22 protein-coding genes are annotated in these 16,556 nt (G+C 36.0%); 16 read left to right on the forward strand and 6 right to left on the reverse strand.

The annotated features are described in order from the left end of the window. Nucleotides 1-288 precede the first annotated feature (288 nt). Together ACFVSW_RS09735 and ACFVSW_RS09740 are read left to right on the forward strand one after the other, a co-directional pair. A complete protein-coding gene (locus ACFVSW_RS09735) occupies nt 289-804 on the forward strand; it encodes a cupin domain-containing protein (RefSeq protein ID WP_387315178.1) in 516 nt (171 codons plus the stop codon). Nucleotides 805-1,136: 332 nt separating this feature from the next. Beyond that, nucleotides 1,137-1,928, forward strand: coding sequence for a putative protein N(5)-glutamine methyltransferase (locus ACFVSW_RS09740; RefSeq protein ID WP_387315567.1), 792 nt, complete (start codon nt 1,137-1,139; stop codon nt 1,926-1,928). A gap of 112 nt (nt 1,929-2,040) precedes the next feature. Here the strand turns inward: ACFVSW_RS09740 and ACFVSW_RS09745 are convergent, their stop codons facing one another. Further along, a complete protein-coding gene (locus tag ACFVSW_RS09745; protein ID WP_387315180.1) occupies nt 2,041-2,457 on the reverse strand; it encodes a DUF1284 domain-containing protein in 417 nt (138 codons plus the stop codon). Between the two features lie 318 nt (nt 2,458-2,775). On the opposite strand from ACFVSW_RS09745, the gene ACFVSW_RS09750 reads away from it, so the two are divergent. After that, on the forward strand, nt 2,776-3,945 hold the full coding sequence (locus ACFVSW_RS09750) for a hypothetical protein (protein WP_387315183.1): 1,170 nt from the start codon (nt 2,776-2,778) through the stop codon (nt 3,943-3,945). 133 nt (nt 3,946-4,078) lie between these two features. Continuing rightward, nucleotides 4,079-4,921: an aldo/keto reductase gene (locus ACFVSW_RS09755; protein WP_387315186.1), complete on the forward strand. Its 843-nt coding sequence runs from the start codon at nt 4,079-4,081 to the stop codon at nt 4,919-4,921. Between the two features lie 75 nt (nt 4,922-4,996). Here ACFVSW_RS09755 and ACFVSW_RS09760 read toward each other — a convergent pair whose 3' ends face one another. Beyond that, entirely contained in the window at nt 4,997-5,293 is a 297-nt protein-coding gene (locus ACFVSW_RS09760) for a DUF3243 domain-containing protein (RefSeq protein ID WP_387315189.1), read from the reverse strand. Nucleotides 5,294-5,572: 279 nt separating this feature from the next. Here ACFVSW_RS09760 and ACFVSW_RS09765 point away from each other — a divergent pair, with 279 nt between their 5' ends. The 4 genes from ACFVSW_RS09765 (at nt 5,573) to ACFVSW_RS09780 (ending at nt 7,376) form a co-directional block, all read left to right on the forward strand. Continuing rightward, nucleotides 5,573-6,115: a GNAT family N-acetyltransferase gene (locus tag ACFVSW_RS09765; RefSeq protein ID WP_387315192.1), complete on the forward strand. Its 543-nt coding sequence runs from the start codon at nt 5,573-5,575 to the stop codon at nt 6,113-6,115. A 33-nt stretch (nt 6,116-6,148) separates the two neighbouring features. Then, nucleotides 6,149-6,640 (forward strand): GNAT family N-acetyltransferase, encoded by a 492-nt coding sequence (locus ACFVSW_RS09770; RefSeq protein WP_387315195.1) that lies wholly within the window; start codon nt 6,149-6,151, stop codon nt 6,638-6,640. A 12-nt stretch (nt 6,641-6,652) separates the two neighbouring features. Beyond that, nucleotides 6,653-6,949 (forward strand): antibiotic biosynthesis monooxygenase family protein, encoded by a 297-nt coding sequence (locus tag ACFVSW_RS09775; RefSeq protein ID WP_387315197.1) that lies wholly within the window; start codon nt 6,653-6,655, stop codon nt 6,947-6,949. 226 nt (nt 6,950-7,175) lie between these two features. Next, a complete protein-coding gene (locus ACFVSW_RS09780) occupies nt 7,176-7,376 on the forward strand; it encodes a cold-shock protein (protein WP_007083691.1) in 201 nt (66 codons plus the stop codon). 294 nt (nt 7,377-7,670) lie between these two features. Here the strand turns inward: ACFVSW_RS09780 and ACFVSW_RS09785 are convergent, their stop codons facing one another. The 4 genes from ACFVSW_RS09785 to ACFVSW_RS09800 form a co-directional block, all read right to left on the reverse strand. After that, nucleotides 7,671-7,952 carry a DUF4190 domain-containing protein gene (locus tag ACFVSW_RS09785; protein ID WP_387315201.1) on the reverse strand — a complete coding sequence of 94 codons (282 nt, stop codon included), beginning with the start codon at nt 7,950-7,952 and terminating at the stop codon, nt 7,671-7,673. Between the two features lie 45 nt (nt 7,953-7,997). After that, the gene (locus ACFVSW_RS09790; RefSeq protein ID WP_387315203.1) at nt 7,998-8,453 is read right to left on the reverse strand and encodes a hypothetical protein; all 456 of its coding nucleotides are present in this window, start codon (nt 8,451-8,453) and stop codon (nt 7,998-8,000) included. Between the two features lie 490 nt (nt 8,454-8,943). Continuing rightward, nucleotides 8,944-9,093 (reverse strand): lmo0937 family membrane protein, encoded by a 150-nt coding sequence (locus ACFVSW_RS09795; protein ID WP_387315206.1) that lies wholly within the window; start codon nt 9,091-9,093, stop codon nt 8,944-8,946. Between the two features lie 161 nt (nt 9,094-9,254). Beyond that, nucleotides 9,255-10,031: a TraR/DksA C4-type zinc finger protein gene (locus ACFVSW_RS09800; protein WP_387315208.1), complete on the reverse strand. Its 777-nt coding sequence runs from the start codon at nt 10,029-10,031 to the stop codon at nt 9,255-9,257. 334 nt (nt 10,032-10,365) lie between these two features. Here ACFVSW_RS09800 and ACFVSW_RS09805 point away from each other — a divergent pair, with 334 nt between their 5' ends. The 8 genes from ACFVSW_RS09805 to ACFVSW_RS09840 all read left to right on the forward strand — a co-directional run bounded on the left by ACFVSW_RS09805 (nt 10,366) and on the right by ACFVSW_RS09840 (nt 16,465). Further along, nucleotides 10,366-10,764 (forward strand): cytidine deaminase, encoded by a 399-nt coding sequence (locus tag ACFVSW_RS09805; RefSeq protein ID WP_387315211.1) that lies wholly within the window; start codon nt 10,366-10,368, stop codon nt 10,762-10,764. A gap of 281 nt (nt 10,765-11,045) precedes the next feature. Beyond that, nucleotides 11,046-12,209 (forward strand): YecA family protein, encoded by a 1,164-nt coding sequence (locus ACFVSW_RS09810; RefSeq protein ID WP_387315214.1) that lies wholly within the window; start codon nt 11,046-11,048, stop codon nt 12,207-12,209. A gap of 340 nt (nt 12,210-12,549) precedes the next feature. Beyond that, nucleotides 12,550-12,813 (forward strand): metal-sensitive transcriptional regulator, encoded by a 264-nt coding sequence (locus ACFVSW_RS09815; protein WP_387315216.1) that lies wholly within the window; start codon nt 12,550-12,552, stop codon nt 12,811-12,813. Nucleotides 12,814-13,007: 194 nt separating this feature from the next. Next, nucleotides 13,008-13,583, forward strand: a complete 576-nt coding sequence (locus ACFVSW_RS09820) for a sulfurtransferase TusA family protein (RefSeq protein ID WP_387315219.1) — start codon at nt 13,008-13,010, stop codon at nt 13,581-13,583. Nucleotides 13,584-13,674: 91 nt separating this feature from the next. Continuing rightward, nucleotides 13,675-14,802, forward strand: coding sequence for an MBL fold metallo-hydrolase (locus ACFVSW_RS09825; RefSeq protein ID WP_387315222.1), 1,128 nt, complete (start codon nt 13,675-13,677; stop codon nt 14,800-14,802). 33 nt (nt 14,803-14,835) lie between these two features. Continuing rightward, nucleotides 14,836-15,063 carry a sulfurtransferase TusA family protein gene (locus tag ACFVSW_RS09830; RefSeq protein WP_387315225.1) on the forward strand — a complete coding sequence of 76 codons (228 nt, stop codon included), beginning with the start codon at nt 14,836-14,838 and terminating at the stop codon, nt 15,061-15,063. A gap of 52 nt (nt 15,064-15,115) precedes the next feature. Next, nucleotides 15,116-15,892: a sulfite exporter TauE/SafE family protein gene (locus tag ACFVSW_RS09835; protein WP_387315228.1), complete on the forward strand. Its 777-nt coding sequence runs from the start codon at nt 15,116-15,118 to the stop codon at nt 15,890-15,892. A 405-nt stretch (nt 15,893-16,297) separates the two neighbouring features. Next, complete coding sequence (locus ACFVSW_RS09840) at nt 16,298-16,465, forward strand: YezD family protein (protein WP_387315231.1); 168 nt, start codon at nt 16,298-16,300, stop codon at nt 16,463-16,465. Nucleotides 16,466-16,556: the final 91 nt, after the last annotated feature.

Here is a 16,556-nt window from a genome sequence, read left to right on the forward strand (position 1 = left end):
AAGAAACATTAAAAGATTTATTTTTAAGACCCGTAAAATTTGAGTTTTAATGAAAGTAGCATCATAAGATATGGCATTTTTTTTATCAACCAAGGGTTCAGGCATTGAGTATGGAGTTGCTACGGCAGCTCTTTTTTATTTGTGAAAGCAAGATTGTGTTTAAACTTTGTTCAATAGTTCTTTTAAATTGACCAACTGTTTTGGGCTAAGTTCGCCCTGCACATAAGTACATTCCCATAAAATAGTGCATACGATAATTTATATAAATCTGTGAAGGGATTGAATAAGATGTACTATACCCCTTGGGTGTATCCATACCCATATCAACCTAATGTTCCAATGTATAATAATTATATAAGACAGCCTGATTACTGGAATATTTTTGATGACGCAAGAAATAAGGTAAAAGATTATGGGCGGAAACCATTTGTAGTCAATATTAATGAGGCTGCGAAGCATAACAATACCTATCGTACAGCTTTGTGGACAGGAAATCATTTGCAAGTTACATTGATGAGTCTTAATGTAGGTGAAGACATCGGTTTAGAAATTCATCCTAACGTTGACCAATTCTTACGGATTGAACAAGGTAAAGGGGTTGTGCAAATGGGCAAGAGAAAAGATCATTTAAACTTTGTTCAAAAAGTTTATGATGATTTTGCCATTATGATACCTGCTGGCACCTGGCATAATGTAACCAATACGGGCAATACCCATTTAAAACTTTATTCTATTTATGCTCCACCACAACATCCATCTGGTACGGTTCATTTAACTAAAGCACAGGCTATAGCGGCGGAATAATCGAATTCTACTACTCCTATGTTCATTCTATTATTATCGACATTTTAAAAAAATTAAGAGAGAACGAAAATTAACCTTATTTGAAGTTTTAATTTATGTCATAACTCAAGTTGCACTTTATCTTTGTGCAGGTAGTTATATACTTCTGTTTTTGTATAGAAATTATTAAACAAACCGTTGCTTATGTTCAACAAGAGGTGGCTGCCGCGACCTTTTTTTTATTTCTCTAACCTGGCAGGTTGAAGAAGGACTTTTCCAATTTTTAACGAACTTCCTATAATAACCGTTATAAGGAATGGGTGGTATTTATAGGAGAGCAAATTAATTTTGATATTGATGTCCAAATTAAAAAAAGTATAATCGAGAAACTTCAGAACGCCGGTTGTGTTTTCGCAGAAGAAGAGGCTAATCTTCTTATATCTGAGGCTCGGACATTGGATGACCTTTTCACTTTGGTTAATCTTCGAATAACTGGCAAACCCCTTGAACATGTTCTTGGTTGGGCGGAGTTCTGCGGCATCAGGATAGCAGTAGACCCAGGAGTTTTCGTCCCACGCCGCCGTACTGAGTTTCTGGTCCAAAAGGCTGCTGCCTTTTCTATTTCTGGAGCAATAATTGTTGACCTTTGCTGTGGTACTGGAGCGGTGGGTGTCGCGATAGCCAAAGCTCTGGGGGGGATTATTGAGTTGTATGCAGTCGACATCGACCCAACCGCAGTGCGTTGTGCCCGCCGCAATGTTACTAGCCAAGGTGGTCTCGTCTATGAAGGTGATCTTTATGAACCACTACCAGCCAAACTTCGTGGGAAAGTCAATGTCTTAGTAGCAAACGCACCTTACGTACCTACCAAGGCAATCAAGCTGCTTCCCCAGGACGCACGTCTACATGAACCGAAGGTGGCGCTTGACGGAGGAGATGACGGACTTGATATTCAGCGAAGAGTGGCAGAAGAAGCATCTCTCTGGCTGGATTCGGGCGGGCATCTATTAGTAGAGACAAGCCAAATGCAGGCACATCAGACCTTTGAAATCTTTAGCCAATACGGACTAATACCTCAGTTAGCACACAATGATGAGCTGGACGCTACGATCGTAATTGGAACCAAACCTACCCCTCTAGAATAATTGGGGAAGCTATTATTTTCCTTGCTTTAAAGAGGGGAGAACCACGACGTGCTACACTGAGGATCTGACTTTTATATTATGTTTATATAAAATTGATCGAATTAATGTGGGCTTATTGAACTTCTCTTAAGCCCTTTCCTTCATGAATCTCTCGAATTCCTTCCTCGCAAACCCCATAAGAACGCCAAGAACAAGTTTCGCAAACTACTTGAATATCGGAGGGAACGACATGCTTTCGAATACGGGACTCAATGTCGTCCCAAATCAGAATTTGGCCGATTCTAAGGTTCAATTTTTCTAAAATAACGGCATCTCGTTCATAGATCTGGTCGTTTTGGCAATGGTATTCGCCTGAGTTAGGGTACTTTTCGCACAACTCATCAGGTCCCTTTACGAGCTGAATCAGCGTTTTTGGGTTGTTTCTCAAGATTTGATGCAAGCGCGTCATATTTTCTACGTATTCTTGGGAATAGCCCATTCCCCGATAGCCTAGAAGGCAAAATAGATGATGTCCTCGCAGCTTATACATAAATTTCCCCCAGTGTGTTTACTCCCTTGGATTTAAAAGTAAACTTTAATTGTAAATTGGTTAACATCTTTATTAATTAACATAACATATGATTCTTTTTTTGGGGGAGCTTTTGACTCTAAGAGATACGAAATTTTTTTCGATTCTGAGGAAAGACATCAAAGACAAACCATTCCCTTCCAATGGGCGAATTTAGGAAAGAAACAATCATCAGGAAATAAGCATTAAAAAATACCCATTTATAGAAGGTTAAGATGAAATTTTGTTGAACTTGTAAAGAAGGAGAAAAATTTCATTTTTATGGGCGAGGTGTAAGGAATGGATGAGATCCAATATGCTTTTATAGATGAGGCTGGGGACTATCGTTTTGATTTTGAAACAGAGAATGTATCAAGCCACTTTATTATCGTTGCTATTCTTGTAAAAGAATCTAATAAAGTGTTGATTGAGACCGAAATGGAACAGATTAAACAAAGGTATTTTCAAGGCGACGTAATAAAATCCAACATATTCGACACGAACCCTACTCTAGGTATGCAAATTTTGCATGATGTAAGAGTGCTGCCATTTCGTGTCTATGCCTATGTCATCGATAAGAGAAAAAAACGTGAAGACAGTGGAATCCTATATAAAACGCCTTTTCTTAAGTTTTTAAATAGAGCGATCTATGATGACTTAAGCAGAACCTTCGAACAGCTTGATCTTGCAGCTGATGACCAGGAAACGAAATTATTTATATGCGAATTTAAAAATTATATCAGGACGAGAAGTATTCCCGACCTATTTAATTATTCCACATTTGGGTTCAATAATGGTCAGTCCGATCTGTTGCTTCAGTTGGCAAAGCTTATGACGGGGATCCTTGCAAAAGGATATGATAAAACACAGCTTTCTGACTATTACCGTTCCTTTTTCAACATCATAAAGAATAAATTCGCCGCCATTAATCTATTACCCCTAAATTATACAAACTTTCTTTTTGATTTTAAGTCAGAAAATCATCACTCAAAATATGACGAGGTTATTATCAAACAGGCAGTTAATCTAGCCTATAAATATATAGAAAAGCAGCGAAAGAGTGAGGAGGATGATGAAAAGCTCCGACTTGATTTTCTTAAGTTTCTGCTGTTTAATCTGAAGGAAAATCCTGATGAATATGTATATACAGAAGAAGTGTTAGATAACCTCAATGCCATCAGAGATGTAAAAATAAATCCTCATTATTTCCGCTCCAATATTGTTTCCAAGCTGCGTGATAGCGGTTTATTAATTGCCAGCAGCAAAAAGGGCTATAAATTACCGGTTTGCTTAAACGATTTATATGATTTTGTGAATCTATCGACTTTAACGATCCATCCCATGATCCAAAGAATATCCAAATGCAGAGATCAAATTCTCCTTGCAACAAATCATGAAGTAGATATTCTTGATCAAAAAGAATATGGATACTTGAAAAAAGTCATAGATATGGAGAAACTGGAGATATAAACAATCGTTATGGCTGCAATTAAAAATGGCGTATTTATGTTTTTTGAATATGAAGTTAAATATGATTGCATCTGTAAGTATTGCAGCAGCTGCTTTATCAGTAAGAAAAAATTATTAAAAGGAGTGATTAATTTTGGGTAGCACAATTCCGGAAATTACACTAAATGATGGGATTACAGTGCCGGTGATCGGTTTGGGTACATATAAACTAAAGGGAAATGAAGGTGTCAATTCTATTCTAAGTGCAATTGATATCGGCTATCGTCTTATCGATTCTGCATATAATTATGAAAATGAAGGAACGGTAGGGGAGGCCGTTAGACGAAGTTCTGTTCCAAGAGAAGATTTAAAAATTACATCCAAACTGCCAGGCCGCTATCAATCGTATGACCAAGCGGTTACGACCATTCAAGAATCATTATATAGAGCAAATCTAGAATATTATGATTTTTATTTGATACATTGGCCAAACCCTAAACAGGATACATATGTAGAAGCGTGGCAAGCATTAATTGACGCTAAAAAAGAGGGCCTTATCCGTTCCATCGGTGTTTGTAATTTCTTACCTGAGCATATAGAGCGCTTAGAAAACGAAACTGGGGTAAAACCCAGCATGAATCAAATCGAATTACACCCATTTTTCAATCAAGCACCACAAAGAAAATGGCATGAAGAGAATAACATACAGACTGAGTCTTGGAGTCCATTAGCGCGAGCAAGAGAGGTTTTACAAAATGACACGATTCAACAGATTGCCGAACAGCATAACAAGTCCATTTCACAAATCATTTTACGCTGGCATTATCAACTTGGGGCTATTTCTATTCCTAAATCTGCCTCTCCTGCACGACAACTCGAAAATATATCTATTTTTGACTTTTCCCTAGATGGAACAGAAATGAGCATGATTTCAGGATTAACTCGGGCGGATGGCAGAATTAACAATCAAGATCCTGCTGAATACGAAGAATTTTAAACCCATTGAGCATAGTAAAACTATAAAGCACATCACAAATATTAATAAGTGATGTGCTCTTTTAATATTATTCCATTATTCCTGTACTAAACGTACAAGCATATGAGACAGTTTGTGTTGTTCTTCCTCAGTCCCCACGTTCCAAAGCTCTTGTAACAACCGCTCTTCAGAATTTTTCGGTGACTGCTTATCGGCGAGATAATCGGCCACTTTTTGCGCCGAATTGGCTAATTGCTCCTCATCCAGCCCTAGTTTTTTACCTAAATCCACTTTTCCTCTCAAATATTCCCTGAAATCATCAAAACTTGTTAGGGAATCACCGTTTTTATAAATATGGTTTGCTATTTCTTGGTCATTCAATTGCTTATCCACGAATATCTCTCCTTTTATATTGTCCAACAGTGGTTTAATGTGTTTAAACTATATATTCCTTGTGTCCTACTAGATAAACATATTTTTGGCGCCAGCCAGTGTCCCTAAATGGGATAAGGAGCCTGTCCCTATGTCTTTCCCTTGGGGCAATGGGAGTTAAACGTGAAATTTTCAAATTAACTATTGAAATTATTTATCTATGTCGCAGTTATATTATACTAAGAAAAACTAGTTTTAAATTCAAGGAAGATTAACTGAAACCTAAATGAGGTGATGTTTATGTTATTTGAAAAAGAAGAAATCAAAGTGCGCCAATTGCAGCAAGAGGACAAGTATTTACTTGTTAAATGGCTTTCGAACCCTTCCGTTCTTGAATTTTATGAGGGGCGGGACAATCCGATTGATTTGGAAAAAGTAAATAAGAAGTTTTATAATCGGGAGAATGGAGTTTTTAGATATGTGGTCGAGTACGAAGGGATAAGTATCGGATACATACAGATTTATCATGTAAATGAGTCAACAAGTTCAATTGATGATTATGATGAGGAAGAAATAGTTTTTGGTATGGACCAGTTCATTGGCGAAACCGAATATTGGAACAGAGGAATTGGGACATTACTTGTAAAGTCGATGGTGGAGTATTTAATTGCGCAGAAACAAGCGACACGGGTGATTATGGACCCTCAACTAACAAATTTACGCGCATTATCATGTTACGAAAAGTGTGGTTTTAAGAAGATTCGATTACTCCCAAAACACGAATTCCACGAAGGAAAATATCGAGATTGTTGGTTAATTGAATATAAAAATTCTTCTTTATGAAACTATAATTACTTTTCTGGGAGAGTATTGGAAATGGTGAAAATTCGAAATGTAAAAATGGAAGATTTAGCTGAACTTATAGTCATAGAGCAGCTTTGCTTTACAAAAGAAGAGGCTGCGTCAAAGGAAGCGTTTGAAAAGCGGATTCAAGTCATTCCGGATAGTTTCTTTGTGGCTGAGGCAACGGGCGAGATTGTCGGTTTGGTTAATGGACCTGTCATTGAAAAAGCATATATTACCGATGACCTGTTTAGTGATTTAAAGGAAAATCCAGCATCTGGCGGTCATCAAAGTATTTTAGGATTAGCAGTGTCACCGCATTTTCAAAAACGTGGTGTGGCATCCGCGTTACTTTCACATATTGAAAAAGAAGCGAAGGCAAAGGGACGTGAAACGATTACACTAACTTGTAAGGCGGACTTAATTAAATTTTATGAAAATATTGGCTACCAAAACAGAGGTGTATCAACCTCTGTGCATGGTGGGGTCATTTGGTACAATATGATCAAGAGCTTGCAGGTATAAGGGGGAGATTCGATGATAGTGGAGGCCGTGATGCTTCAAGTTAAGCAAGGGATGGAAGAGGAATATGAGGATGCCTTTCGCCAGGCGTCAAAAATCATTTCTTCAATGGAAGGATACATATCCCACGAATTGCAGCGGTGTTTGGAAGTGAATGGGAAATATTTATTATTGGTGAAGTGGGAAACATTAGAAAATCATACAGTTGGTTTTAGACAATCCATTGAGTATCAAGAATGGAAAAAGCAATTACACCATTACTATGACCCATTTCCCACAGTTGAACATTTTGAGAAAGTTCATCTTTCATAAAGGATTTTATCGATTCGAACATGCGTTCTTCATATAATAGCTTTTTAAGGGAATCCTATTTTGGTTTCCATAAACCTGTAATTGCATTGTTAAAGATTCTTTGTTATAGTAAGAAAGAATTATTTTTGTTTATCGGTAGGATTATGAAGTGTTAAACTTTTTGTCTTGAAGATTTGAGCAAGGATAGTAACACAATGTGTGCAACGCACACGAGGAGGAAACAACAATGGAACAAGGTAAAGTGAAATGGTTTAATGCAGAAAAAGGATTCGGATTCATCGAACGCGAAGCAGGGGACGATGTATTCGTACACTTCTCAGCTATCCAAAGCGAAGGTTTCAAATCTTTAGACGAAGGTCAAGCAGTTACATTTGAAGTAGAACAAGGTCAACGTGGACCCCAAGCTACTAACGTTCGTAAAGCATAATATTAACCAATAGATAAAAAGACTCTCTTGCAGAGTCTTTTTTTTGTGGATATGGCCCGATAGGCATAAAAACACCCCACTCAGCAGATGAGCGGGGTGGTCATATGAAACGTAAAGCAAATGGTAGACAAAGTATAGCATAAATTCATAGGAATGACTAATCCTTTTTTATTTGGTAAATAAAGGGGAGAAGTTATTAAATTGGTTGTTAAACCTCTAGGGTAGAATCAAGACCATCGACACCTGTATATATGCAGCGATTAATTAGAAATAATGTGGCAGCAGCATTATTAATTAACCAACGAAAGCAGTTCCAGATGTAGTTAAAGAAAAGAAGGCAACATACCCTAGGACTGTAAAAAGTTGAATAATAATTCCAACAATACTACAAATTAAACCTGCGGTGGCTAATCCTCTACCATTTTCATTTGTTTTATTAATTTGTTTTACAGCTTTCCTTGAAAATACTATTCCAATTATCCCTAAGATTAAACCAATAATAGGTATTAATAATGATAGAATACCAACTGTTAAGGAAATTACTGAATTATTGTTTGTTTGACTTTTTTCAGACATTCTCTATCCTCCCCCTTATGATAATTTTACCATTATTTTTTTATCTTAGATAACAAACGAAATAACAATTGCAATAAGTGAGAAACCAAAACTTATTTTGATGCTAGTCCAGTAAATTTTATAGAGCTTATTATACTCCTCTGTGTAGTCCGCATATGCCGCATTGACCATTTTATCAACTACTGTTTCAGTTTCATCAACACTTTTCTCATCACTTTCATTAATAAACTGCTCAAGTTTGGGAAAAAGAACTTTGTTTATCTTTCGAGAATTCAAATATTGCCAGATACCTAGATAGAGTCCAAATCCCAAATTCCATGCAAATAACAAACTGATTAAAGCACCAACAAAATCTGATGCCAGTTTTCGTCCGAAATCGATAACTGCGCCATTAATTGTCATGAAGATGAAGGCAGTTACAATTAAAACGATTACCGTAGTTAATGGCTTAATTCGATAGGGTTTTTTTATCTCTTCCAAAACTTCTTTTTTGCTTTTCATTCCTTTGCCCCCTCAATAGGATTATCCCACCCAATGGTAATCATGACAAGGGAAGACGAACCTGGTCCCAATAGTTAGAAAAGAAAAAAATGATTCAATTATTTTAAACTAAGTGGGACAAGGAGCCCTATGTCTTCAACTCGGGCGGATGGCAGAATTAACAATTAAGATCCTTCTTCATACTAAAAATTTAAATCCCATTCAGATAGTAAAACTTTAAAGCCCATCACTAATATAAATAAGTGATGGGCTTTTTTAATACTATTCCATTATTCCTGTACTAAACGTACAAGCATATGTGCAAGTTTGTGTTGTTCATCTTCCTTACCTACATTTCAAATATTCCCTGAAATCATCAAAACTTGCTAGGGAATCTCCGTTTTTATAAATATGGTTTGCTATTTCTTGGTCATTCCATGAATACCACTCCTTTTTTGGTTGTAAATTGGTATAATGTGTCTTAATCATAAAATCCGAAAGATGATGGTGTTTATACTTTATTTGTCTTACCTGAAACTAATTTGAAAATGAACACCACGAGAGCCACCACTAATAGAATGTGAATAAGTCCTCCCGCAATATGGAATACAAGCCCAAGGATCCAAAATAATAGTAATAAACCAATAATTGTCCACATCATCATAACTCCTTCTTTCTAGGAAAAATATTTTTCTCTATGTGTTATACCCACTTTTAACAACTGTATATTAATTTTAATAACTTCCTTTTTTTTATTTAGCTGTTTGATAATCGTTTGTATTTTCAACTGGAGTTGTTAGCCCTAAAAAACGGTGACTGAAATTAGTCAGTCTCTGTTTTCTTATTATCTTGTTTATCATTTAAATAGCTGTCTCTCTTTTTATAGGGAATATCTCCAATTTTGGATTCAATTCCTTGTCTATCTAGCAGTTCTTTGTCTTCTTTCATCTTTCTGGACATCACAACGTTTTTTTTCTGACCAGTGATGTCTGTGGCAGAATAAGTTTCATAATCCTCAGCGTAAGATTCTTCATTTTTACCCTTGTTATACAGATCATTATAGCTTTTATAATCCCCAACGAGGTCGGCAGGAGTTTCCGAGGTTCCATACCTGGCCACTTCCTCAAAACTATCTTGAGTATCGACAACACCTTGTTCCGGATCATGCCTGAAGGAGTTAACCTTGGGTGGCTCTAGGATGTCTTCCTCAACTGGGCGATAATCGCCGCCTGATGTTTTTAGAGTGTGCTTTACACAATATAAGGTTGATGGAAGAGCTTCCAACCGCTCGAAAGGAATTTCTTCCCCGCAAACCTGGCACTTTCCATAGGTGCCTTTTTCAATGGCCTCCAATGCAGTATTTATTTTTTCAAGCTCTTTATCCTGGTGGTCCTCTAATGCAAAGTCACGTTCACGCTCAAATAATTCAGTACCCAGGTCAGCAGGATGATTGTCATAAGCCGATAATTCTCCGACTGTTTCCTGCATGCTTACATCCATATTCCTGTATTGACTGGTAGAATTTATTTGGTCTATAATTGCCTGTTTCTCTTCCTCAAGCCTCTTTTTTAATGTATCAAGTTGGTTTGTAGACAACATGATTATTCACTTCCCCTCATAATTGCTAGTAATCACTTAAAATAATACCCTTTCTGTGCATGATAAAAACCTGACACTATGATGCTTCAAGGGTCAGTTCCACTCGAACATAACAAGGTCTTTAACTTCTACATTAGGAGTTTTTTTATGTTTTATAGAACCTTTTTATTATATTTTTGGATTATTTATCAATGTTGCCCGAGGTTAGCAGGTCTACCCTTTTTTGATATTGACAAATATTCCGAAAAATGATAACGTAAGAAGTCCTGCCAATCAAACGTTGGCACTAAGGGGACTGTGAAAAGTTCATTCTTCTTTGAAAAGGATGGGTAATATGAACAAAGAGCAATTAATGGAAAGTGCACGTAAGATGAAGGAAAGAGCCTATGCACCTTATTCCAATTTTCCGGTTGGAGTAGCATTATTATTAAAAGATGGTACTGTTATTAATGGAGTAAACGTGGAAAATGTTTCATTTGGTGCAACAAATTGTGCTGAGAGAACAGCTATTTTCACTGCAATAGCAAATGGTTACAAAAAAGGTGATTTCCAGGCAATTGCTGTAGCAGGTGATACGGTAGATTTTCTTCCACCTTGTAGTATTTGCAGACAAGTTTTAGCAGAATTCTGTTCACCAGAAATGCCGGTTTATTTAACAAATGAGAAAAAAGATATATTAGAATTGACCTTAATTGAATTATTACCTTATGCATTCACAGATTTAGATATCTAAATTTAATACTTATTCAATTTATATAAAAGGGATATAGTTGAATAAGTAGCAAAAATAAATAAGAAAAAAAGCTCAGTTCGATATCATACCGGACTGAGCTTTTTGCAGCTGTCTTAGACTGGGTAGGAATTTGCCATAATGAAAGAGAATAATTGAAAATTAATCGACTGTTTTTGAAACAGATATAAAGATAACAACTTTTACAACTTGTGACGAGGTTTTCGGGGGAAGTTTTGGTAAAATGAAGGATGAAATAAAGGTACCCTGAAAGGACACTGCACATGACATTTTTAGAAAAGGTTAAACCCCACTTAATTAGCGATGATATTTTAATTCAAGAAACTGTTCTTCATGCACTACATGATTATCCTAATGTTCCTGAGGAATGGACAGTAGCGTTATTGAAGGAAGCTTTTAAACATAAAGAGAAGCAATCTTCCATTTTAATTTATGTGGAAAAACAAACCATCAATGAAGAAGCAGTACAGATTTTACTTGAAAATATACCTAAGATGGATCAGTCTGAGAACCATTTAGCGTTAAATTTATTTGCTTATTTGGAACCAGAGCTTGCTCTAAAATATAAGGAGCCATTGATAAGATATATTAACGATGATTCATGGGCGTTATACGAGTTAATCCAAAATGGGACTGAAGAAGAAGTTCACAAGGAATTTGCCAAAACGATCAATAGCCTTGACCGAGCAGATTCTTATCAGCACGACATATTCTTTAAAGCAAAAAAACTAGCGAAATGTTTGGTGCAAAACAATTGGATCACAGCAGAGGAAATTACTTTTGACATTGAGAATGAATTAAAGGAACAATGTTTTTCCTTTAGCGGCATCTTGTCAGTTTATATGATTGGATTATTAAAATTGTCGCAGTTTATCCCTATGCTGGCAAGCTTGTTAGTACGGGATGATGATATCTTATTAGAAGAGGCTGCTTTGGCGTTAATTAGTTTTCAAAATGATGATGTTGTAAAAGAAGTTGCACCTTATTTAAAGAAATCGGATTCGATTATTTTTGCCACTTCTGTTGTCGAAAATATCAAAACGGACCTTGCTGTAAAGGTTTTAAGAGAGGCTTACAGGGCTGCAAAAGAATTAGAGGATCAAGATTTACTGATCGAAGCACTCTGTCATCAGCTATCAAAATCGGCATTGCCGGAAATCTCTGCACATATGAATAACGAGTATTTATCAGGCATGGTTGATGTTGAACAGGTGGTCTATAGTTACTATTCCATACTTGACGAGCAACACCCTGAATTAGAGGAATGGAAGCATGCAGCATTTGAAAGTGAAATGGATTACAGGAACGCGGAGGGGCAATCGAATGTGCTGCAAAGTGTACCTGTTCGAAATGAAAATAATGTTGGTAGAAATGACCCATGTCCTTGCGGTAGTGGTAAGAAGTATAAAAAATGCTGCGGGAAATGATAAATAATACACTTTTGAGTTAATGGCCCAGTAGGCGCATTATTTAATTAGGTAATTATAAATGAATAGAAAAAATAACTCAGCACACCTGAGTTATTTTTTCTATCATTGATAGTTGCTGCGACTCTTGGAAGTGTTATAAGGGAAAATAACTACATCAAAAAAGTAATAAACCGCGTTGACAATATACCCTATATGGTATATTATGAACTTGTAAGTTGCTTCTTGCTAAAGAGTTGAATAGGGAAGAACATATCAAATGTTATTATTTATTATGGATAGTTAGTTTTTCAAAAAATATTCTAAGAAAAAAAGGTTATCGTTAAAGGGGGGAATGAAATTGGAATATAATGATCTAATGAAAAATAGAGTAAAGCGTATTGAGGGGCAACTTAGAGGTATTTTAAGAATGATGGAAGAAAATAAAGACTGTAAGGAAGTCATTACACAGTTGTCTGCAACGAGAACTGCAATTGATCGAACGATAGGGGTTGTGGTTAGTTCGAATTTAGTTGAATGCGTTCGAAATGCTGAAGAAACTGGAGAACGAAGTACAGAAGAATTGGTTAAAGAAGCAGTAAACTTACTTGTTAAGAGTCGATAAAAAAGGGTTGACACCCTCTTTTATTTAAATTAATATATACCCGCTGGGGTAATGGTGAATATGCAAGGGTAGCTGTATACCTTGCAGATGTAGAAGAAGGTCAAGTGAAATTATTTATCTAAAAAAACAAGGCAAGACAAACTAATTTTTTTTACAAATTAACATACCCGCATGGGTAAATGGAGGCGTTTTTAATGAACTTTATAAAAACAGATTTATTAGTCGATGCAAAAGAATTAGCGTGCCCAATGCCAATCGTGAGAACAAAAAAAGCAATGAATGAAATCGGATCAGGGCAGGTATTAGAGGTACAAGCAACGGATAAGGGCTCAAAAGCAGATATCCAAGCATGGGCGAAAAGTTCTGGTCATCAGTATCTTGGTACGCTTGAAGAAGGGGAGTTGCTTAAGCATTACTTACGTAAATCTTCAAATGATGAAACAATTGAAAGAAAACATCCGCAGGTTATAAGTAACGAAGAACTTGAGAAAAAAATAAATGCAAGAGAAAACATTGTTGTACTAGATGTAAGAGAATCAGCCGAATATGCATTTAATCATATTCCAAATGCAATTTCGATTCCATTAGGTGAATTGGAAGAGCGTGTAATTGAATTAGATAAAGATGACGAAATTTATGTGGTATGTCGAACAGGCAGCCGTAGTGATCTCGCAGCTCAAAAATTAGCTGAAAAGGGCTTTATTAAAGTAAATAATGTTGTACCGGGTATGAGTGTTTGGTCAGGTAAAACTTCCACTTTAAATAAGTAAGGAGAAAATAGATTGTTGGATATGATCCGAAACATCGTTTTAATAAAGAATTATTTTTTTAAACTTAAATATACCATAGGGGGTAAATAGAATGACTGTAAAAGCAATGCATTCAAAAGATGTGACAAGAAAAGTATTTCATAAAGAAGAGTTATTTATATTAGATGTTCGTAATGAAGGCGACTTTCAAGATTGGAGGATCGAAGGAGAGAATTTTGAGTATCTGAATATACCATACTTTGAATTACTTGATGGTGTTGAAGAAATTTTAGGAAAGATTCCTTCAGAAAAAGAAGTATTAGTTGTTTGTGCGAAAGAAGGTTCTTCTATTATGGTAGCGGAAATGCTTTCTGAACAAGGTCTAAATGTTTCTTATTTAGAAGGTGGTATGAAGGCTTGGAGTGAGCACTTAGAGCCAGTGAAAATTGGCGATTTAAGAGGCGAAGGTGAAATTTATCAGTTTGTCCGAATTGGAAAAGGTTGTTTATCCTATATGATTGTGTCAAATGGAGAAGCAGCAATTATTGATGCAACTCGTATGACAAATACCTATCTAAACTTTGCAAAAGAGATTGGTGCGAAGATTACTCATGTATTTGATACTCACCTTCACGCTGATCATATTTCAGGTGGCAGGGAGATTACAGCTAGTACAGGGGCAACATATTGGTTACCTCCAAAAGATGCAACAGAGGTAACGTTTGATTATAGTCCACTAGAAGGTGGCATTACAGTAAAAATTGGAAATACTGCAATTGATATTCATGCATTATATTCACCAGGTCATACAATTGGCTCAACCTCATTTGTTGTGGACTCATCTTATTTGCTGTCAGGGGATATTCTTTTTATTGATTCAATTGGAAGACCAGATTTAGCAGGAATGGCTGAAGATTGGGTAGCAGATTTAAGAGAGAGTCTATATTCACGTTATAGAGGACTTTCAGAGGAATTAATTGTTTTACCAGCTCATTTTATGATCATTGATGAGTTGAATGATGATGGAAGTGTAGCAAAAGAATTAGGTACTTTATTTGCAGAAAATCATGGTTTAAATATCGAGGACGAAAATGAATTTAGAAAGATGGTAACAGAAAATCTACCACCACAACCAAATGCATATCAAGAAATTCGTGAAACAAATATGGGGAAAATCACTCCAGATGAAGAAAAACGACGTGAAATGGAAATCGGACCAAACCGTTGTGCGATTCGTTAATCTAAAATTAAAAAAATTAGGAGGCAACAAGGTATGGAAGCAACAAAAGTATTAGACGCAAAAGGGTTAGCATGCCCAATGCCAATCGTAAAGACAAAAAAGGCAATAAATGCTTTAGCATCAGGAGAAATTCTAGAAATCCATGTAACAGATAAGGGAGCAAAAAATGATCTTCATGCTTGGTCGAAATCTGGTGGTCATGAGGTAATTAAGCAAGAAGAAGATAGTGATGTACTAAAATTTTGGATAAAAAAGGGCTGAAAATAAAGGGAACCTAAAAAAGGTTCCCTTTCCTAAACTGGAGGTAATAAACATGGAATTAGGGTTTATAGTTACAATATTTTTAATCGGATTTATAGGTTCATATATTTCAGGAATGCTTGGAATTGGCGGTTCTATCATAAAATATCCAATGTTACTATATATTCCGCCATTATTTGGTTTAGCAGCATTTAGTGCACACGAAGTTTCTGGAATCAGTGCTGTCCAAGTGTTTTTTGCTACAATAGGTGGAGTTTGGGCGTATCGAAAGGGTGGGTACTTAAATAAAACGTTAATCATCTACATGGGTGCAAGCATATTAATAGGTAGTTTTATTGGTGGATATGGATCGAAATTAATGTCTGAAGGAGGCATTAATCTAATTTATGGAATTTTAGCCTTAATTGCTGCTGTTATGATGTTTATCCCTAAAAAAGGGATCGATGACATTCCACTAAATCAGGTGAAATTTAACAAGTGGCTCGCAGCTATTCTAGCATTAATCGTTGGTGTAGGTGCAGGGATTGTAGGAGCAGCAGGAGCCTTTTTATTAGTACCAATTATGTTAGTTGTACTTAAAATACCAACACGGATGACGATTGCTTCATCCCTAGCTATCACTTTTATTTCTTCGATTGGAGCAACTGTAGGGAAAATTACAACAGGACAAGTTGATTACGGTCCAGCAGCAATTATGGTTATTGCGAGTTTGATTGCATCTCCACTTGGTGCGATGGCTGGGAAAAAGATGAATACAAAAATTTTACAAGTTATTCTGGCTTTATTAATTTTTGCAACAGCTTTGAAAATTTGGCTTGATATCATATAGAAATAGTATTATACATCAGGTATAGCTTATTTTAGAGCCACTACTTGAGAAGGTCATTGAAAAACACGGGAACCCTTAAGTTGTTGCAGTTGAGACTGGATTCAATTAAAGTGTTAGAAAATTTCAAAAACACACTTGACACGTCGGAAAAGTCAGAATAAAATAATGATAAATTAAAAGATTTACAAAACGTTTGACACAATTAAAAATAGAAAGCTGATTGGAAAACCAAAGGCTTATACTCATTTACTGGGTATAAGTCTTTTTTAATGAGAAGGGAGAGTCATCTTCATGATGTTACCGATTAGTAAAGGGAGTCCTCATTGTTACAAATCATCAGGTATTTTTTACTTGTAAATCCAAGTAAACTTATAAGAAATAAAGAGATTAAAGGAGGTTAAGCAAATGGCATTTGTGGATCAAGCAAAAGCAAATTTTATTCTTTCTACATTAAAAAATATCGAATATGGCACAGTCATTATAACTGTTCATGATGGTGCCATTACCCAAATTGATAAAACAGAGAAAACACGTTTTACATCAAAAAATTCATCGGACAAAAACAAAAAGTGATGATGGATGCTGCCGAACAGACCACTGAAGGCTGCTTATTTTTAGAAAGTGTGTAAGAAATTTGTTGTCTGCACAAACCACGGACCAATTT

It is taken from the genome of Neobacillus sp. NPDC058068 (assembly GCF_042885335.1).
GTDB lineage: Bacteria > Bacillota > Bacilli > Bacillales > Cytobacillaceae > Neobacillus.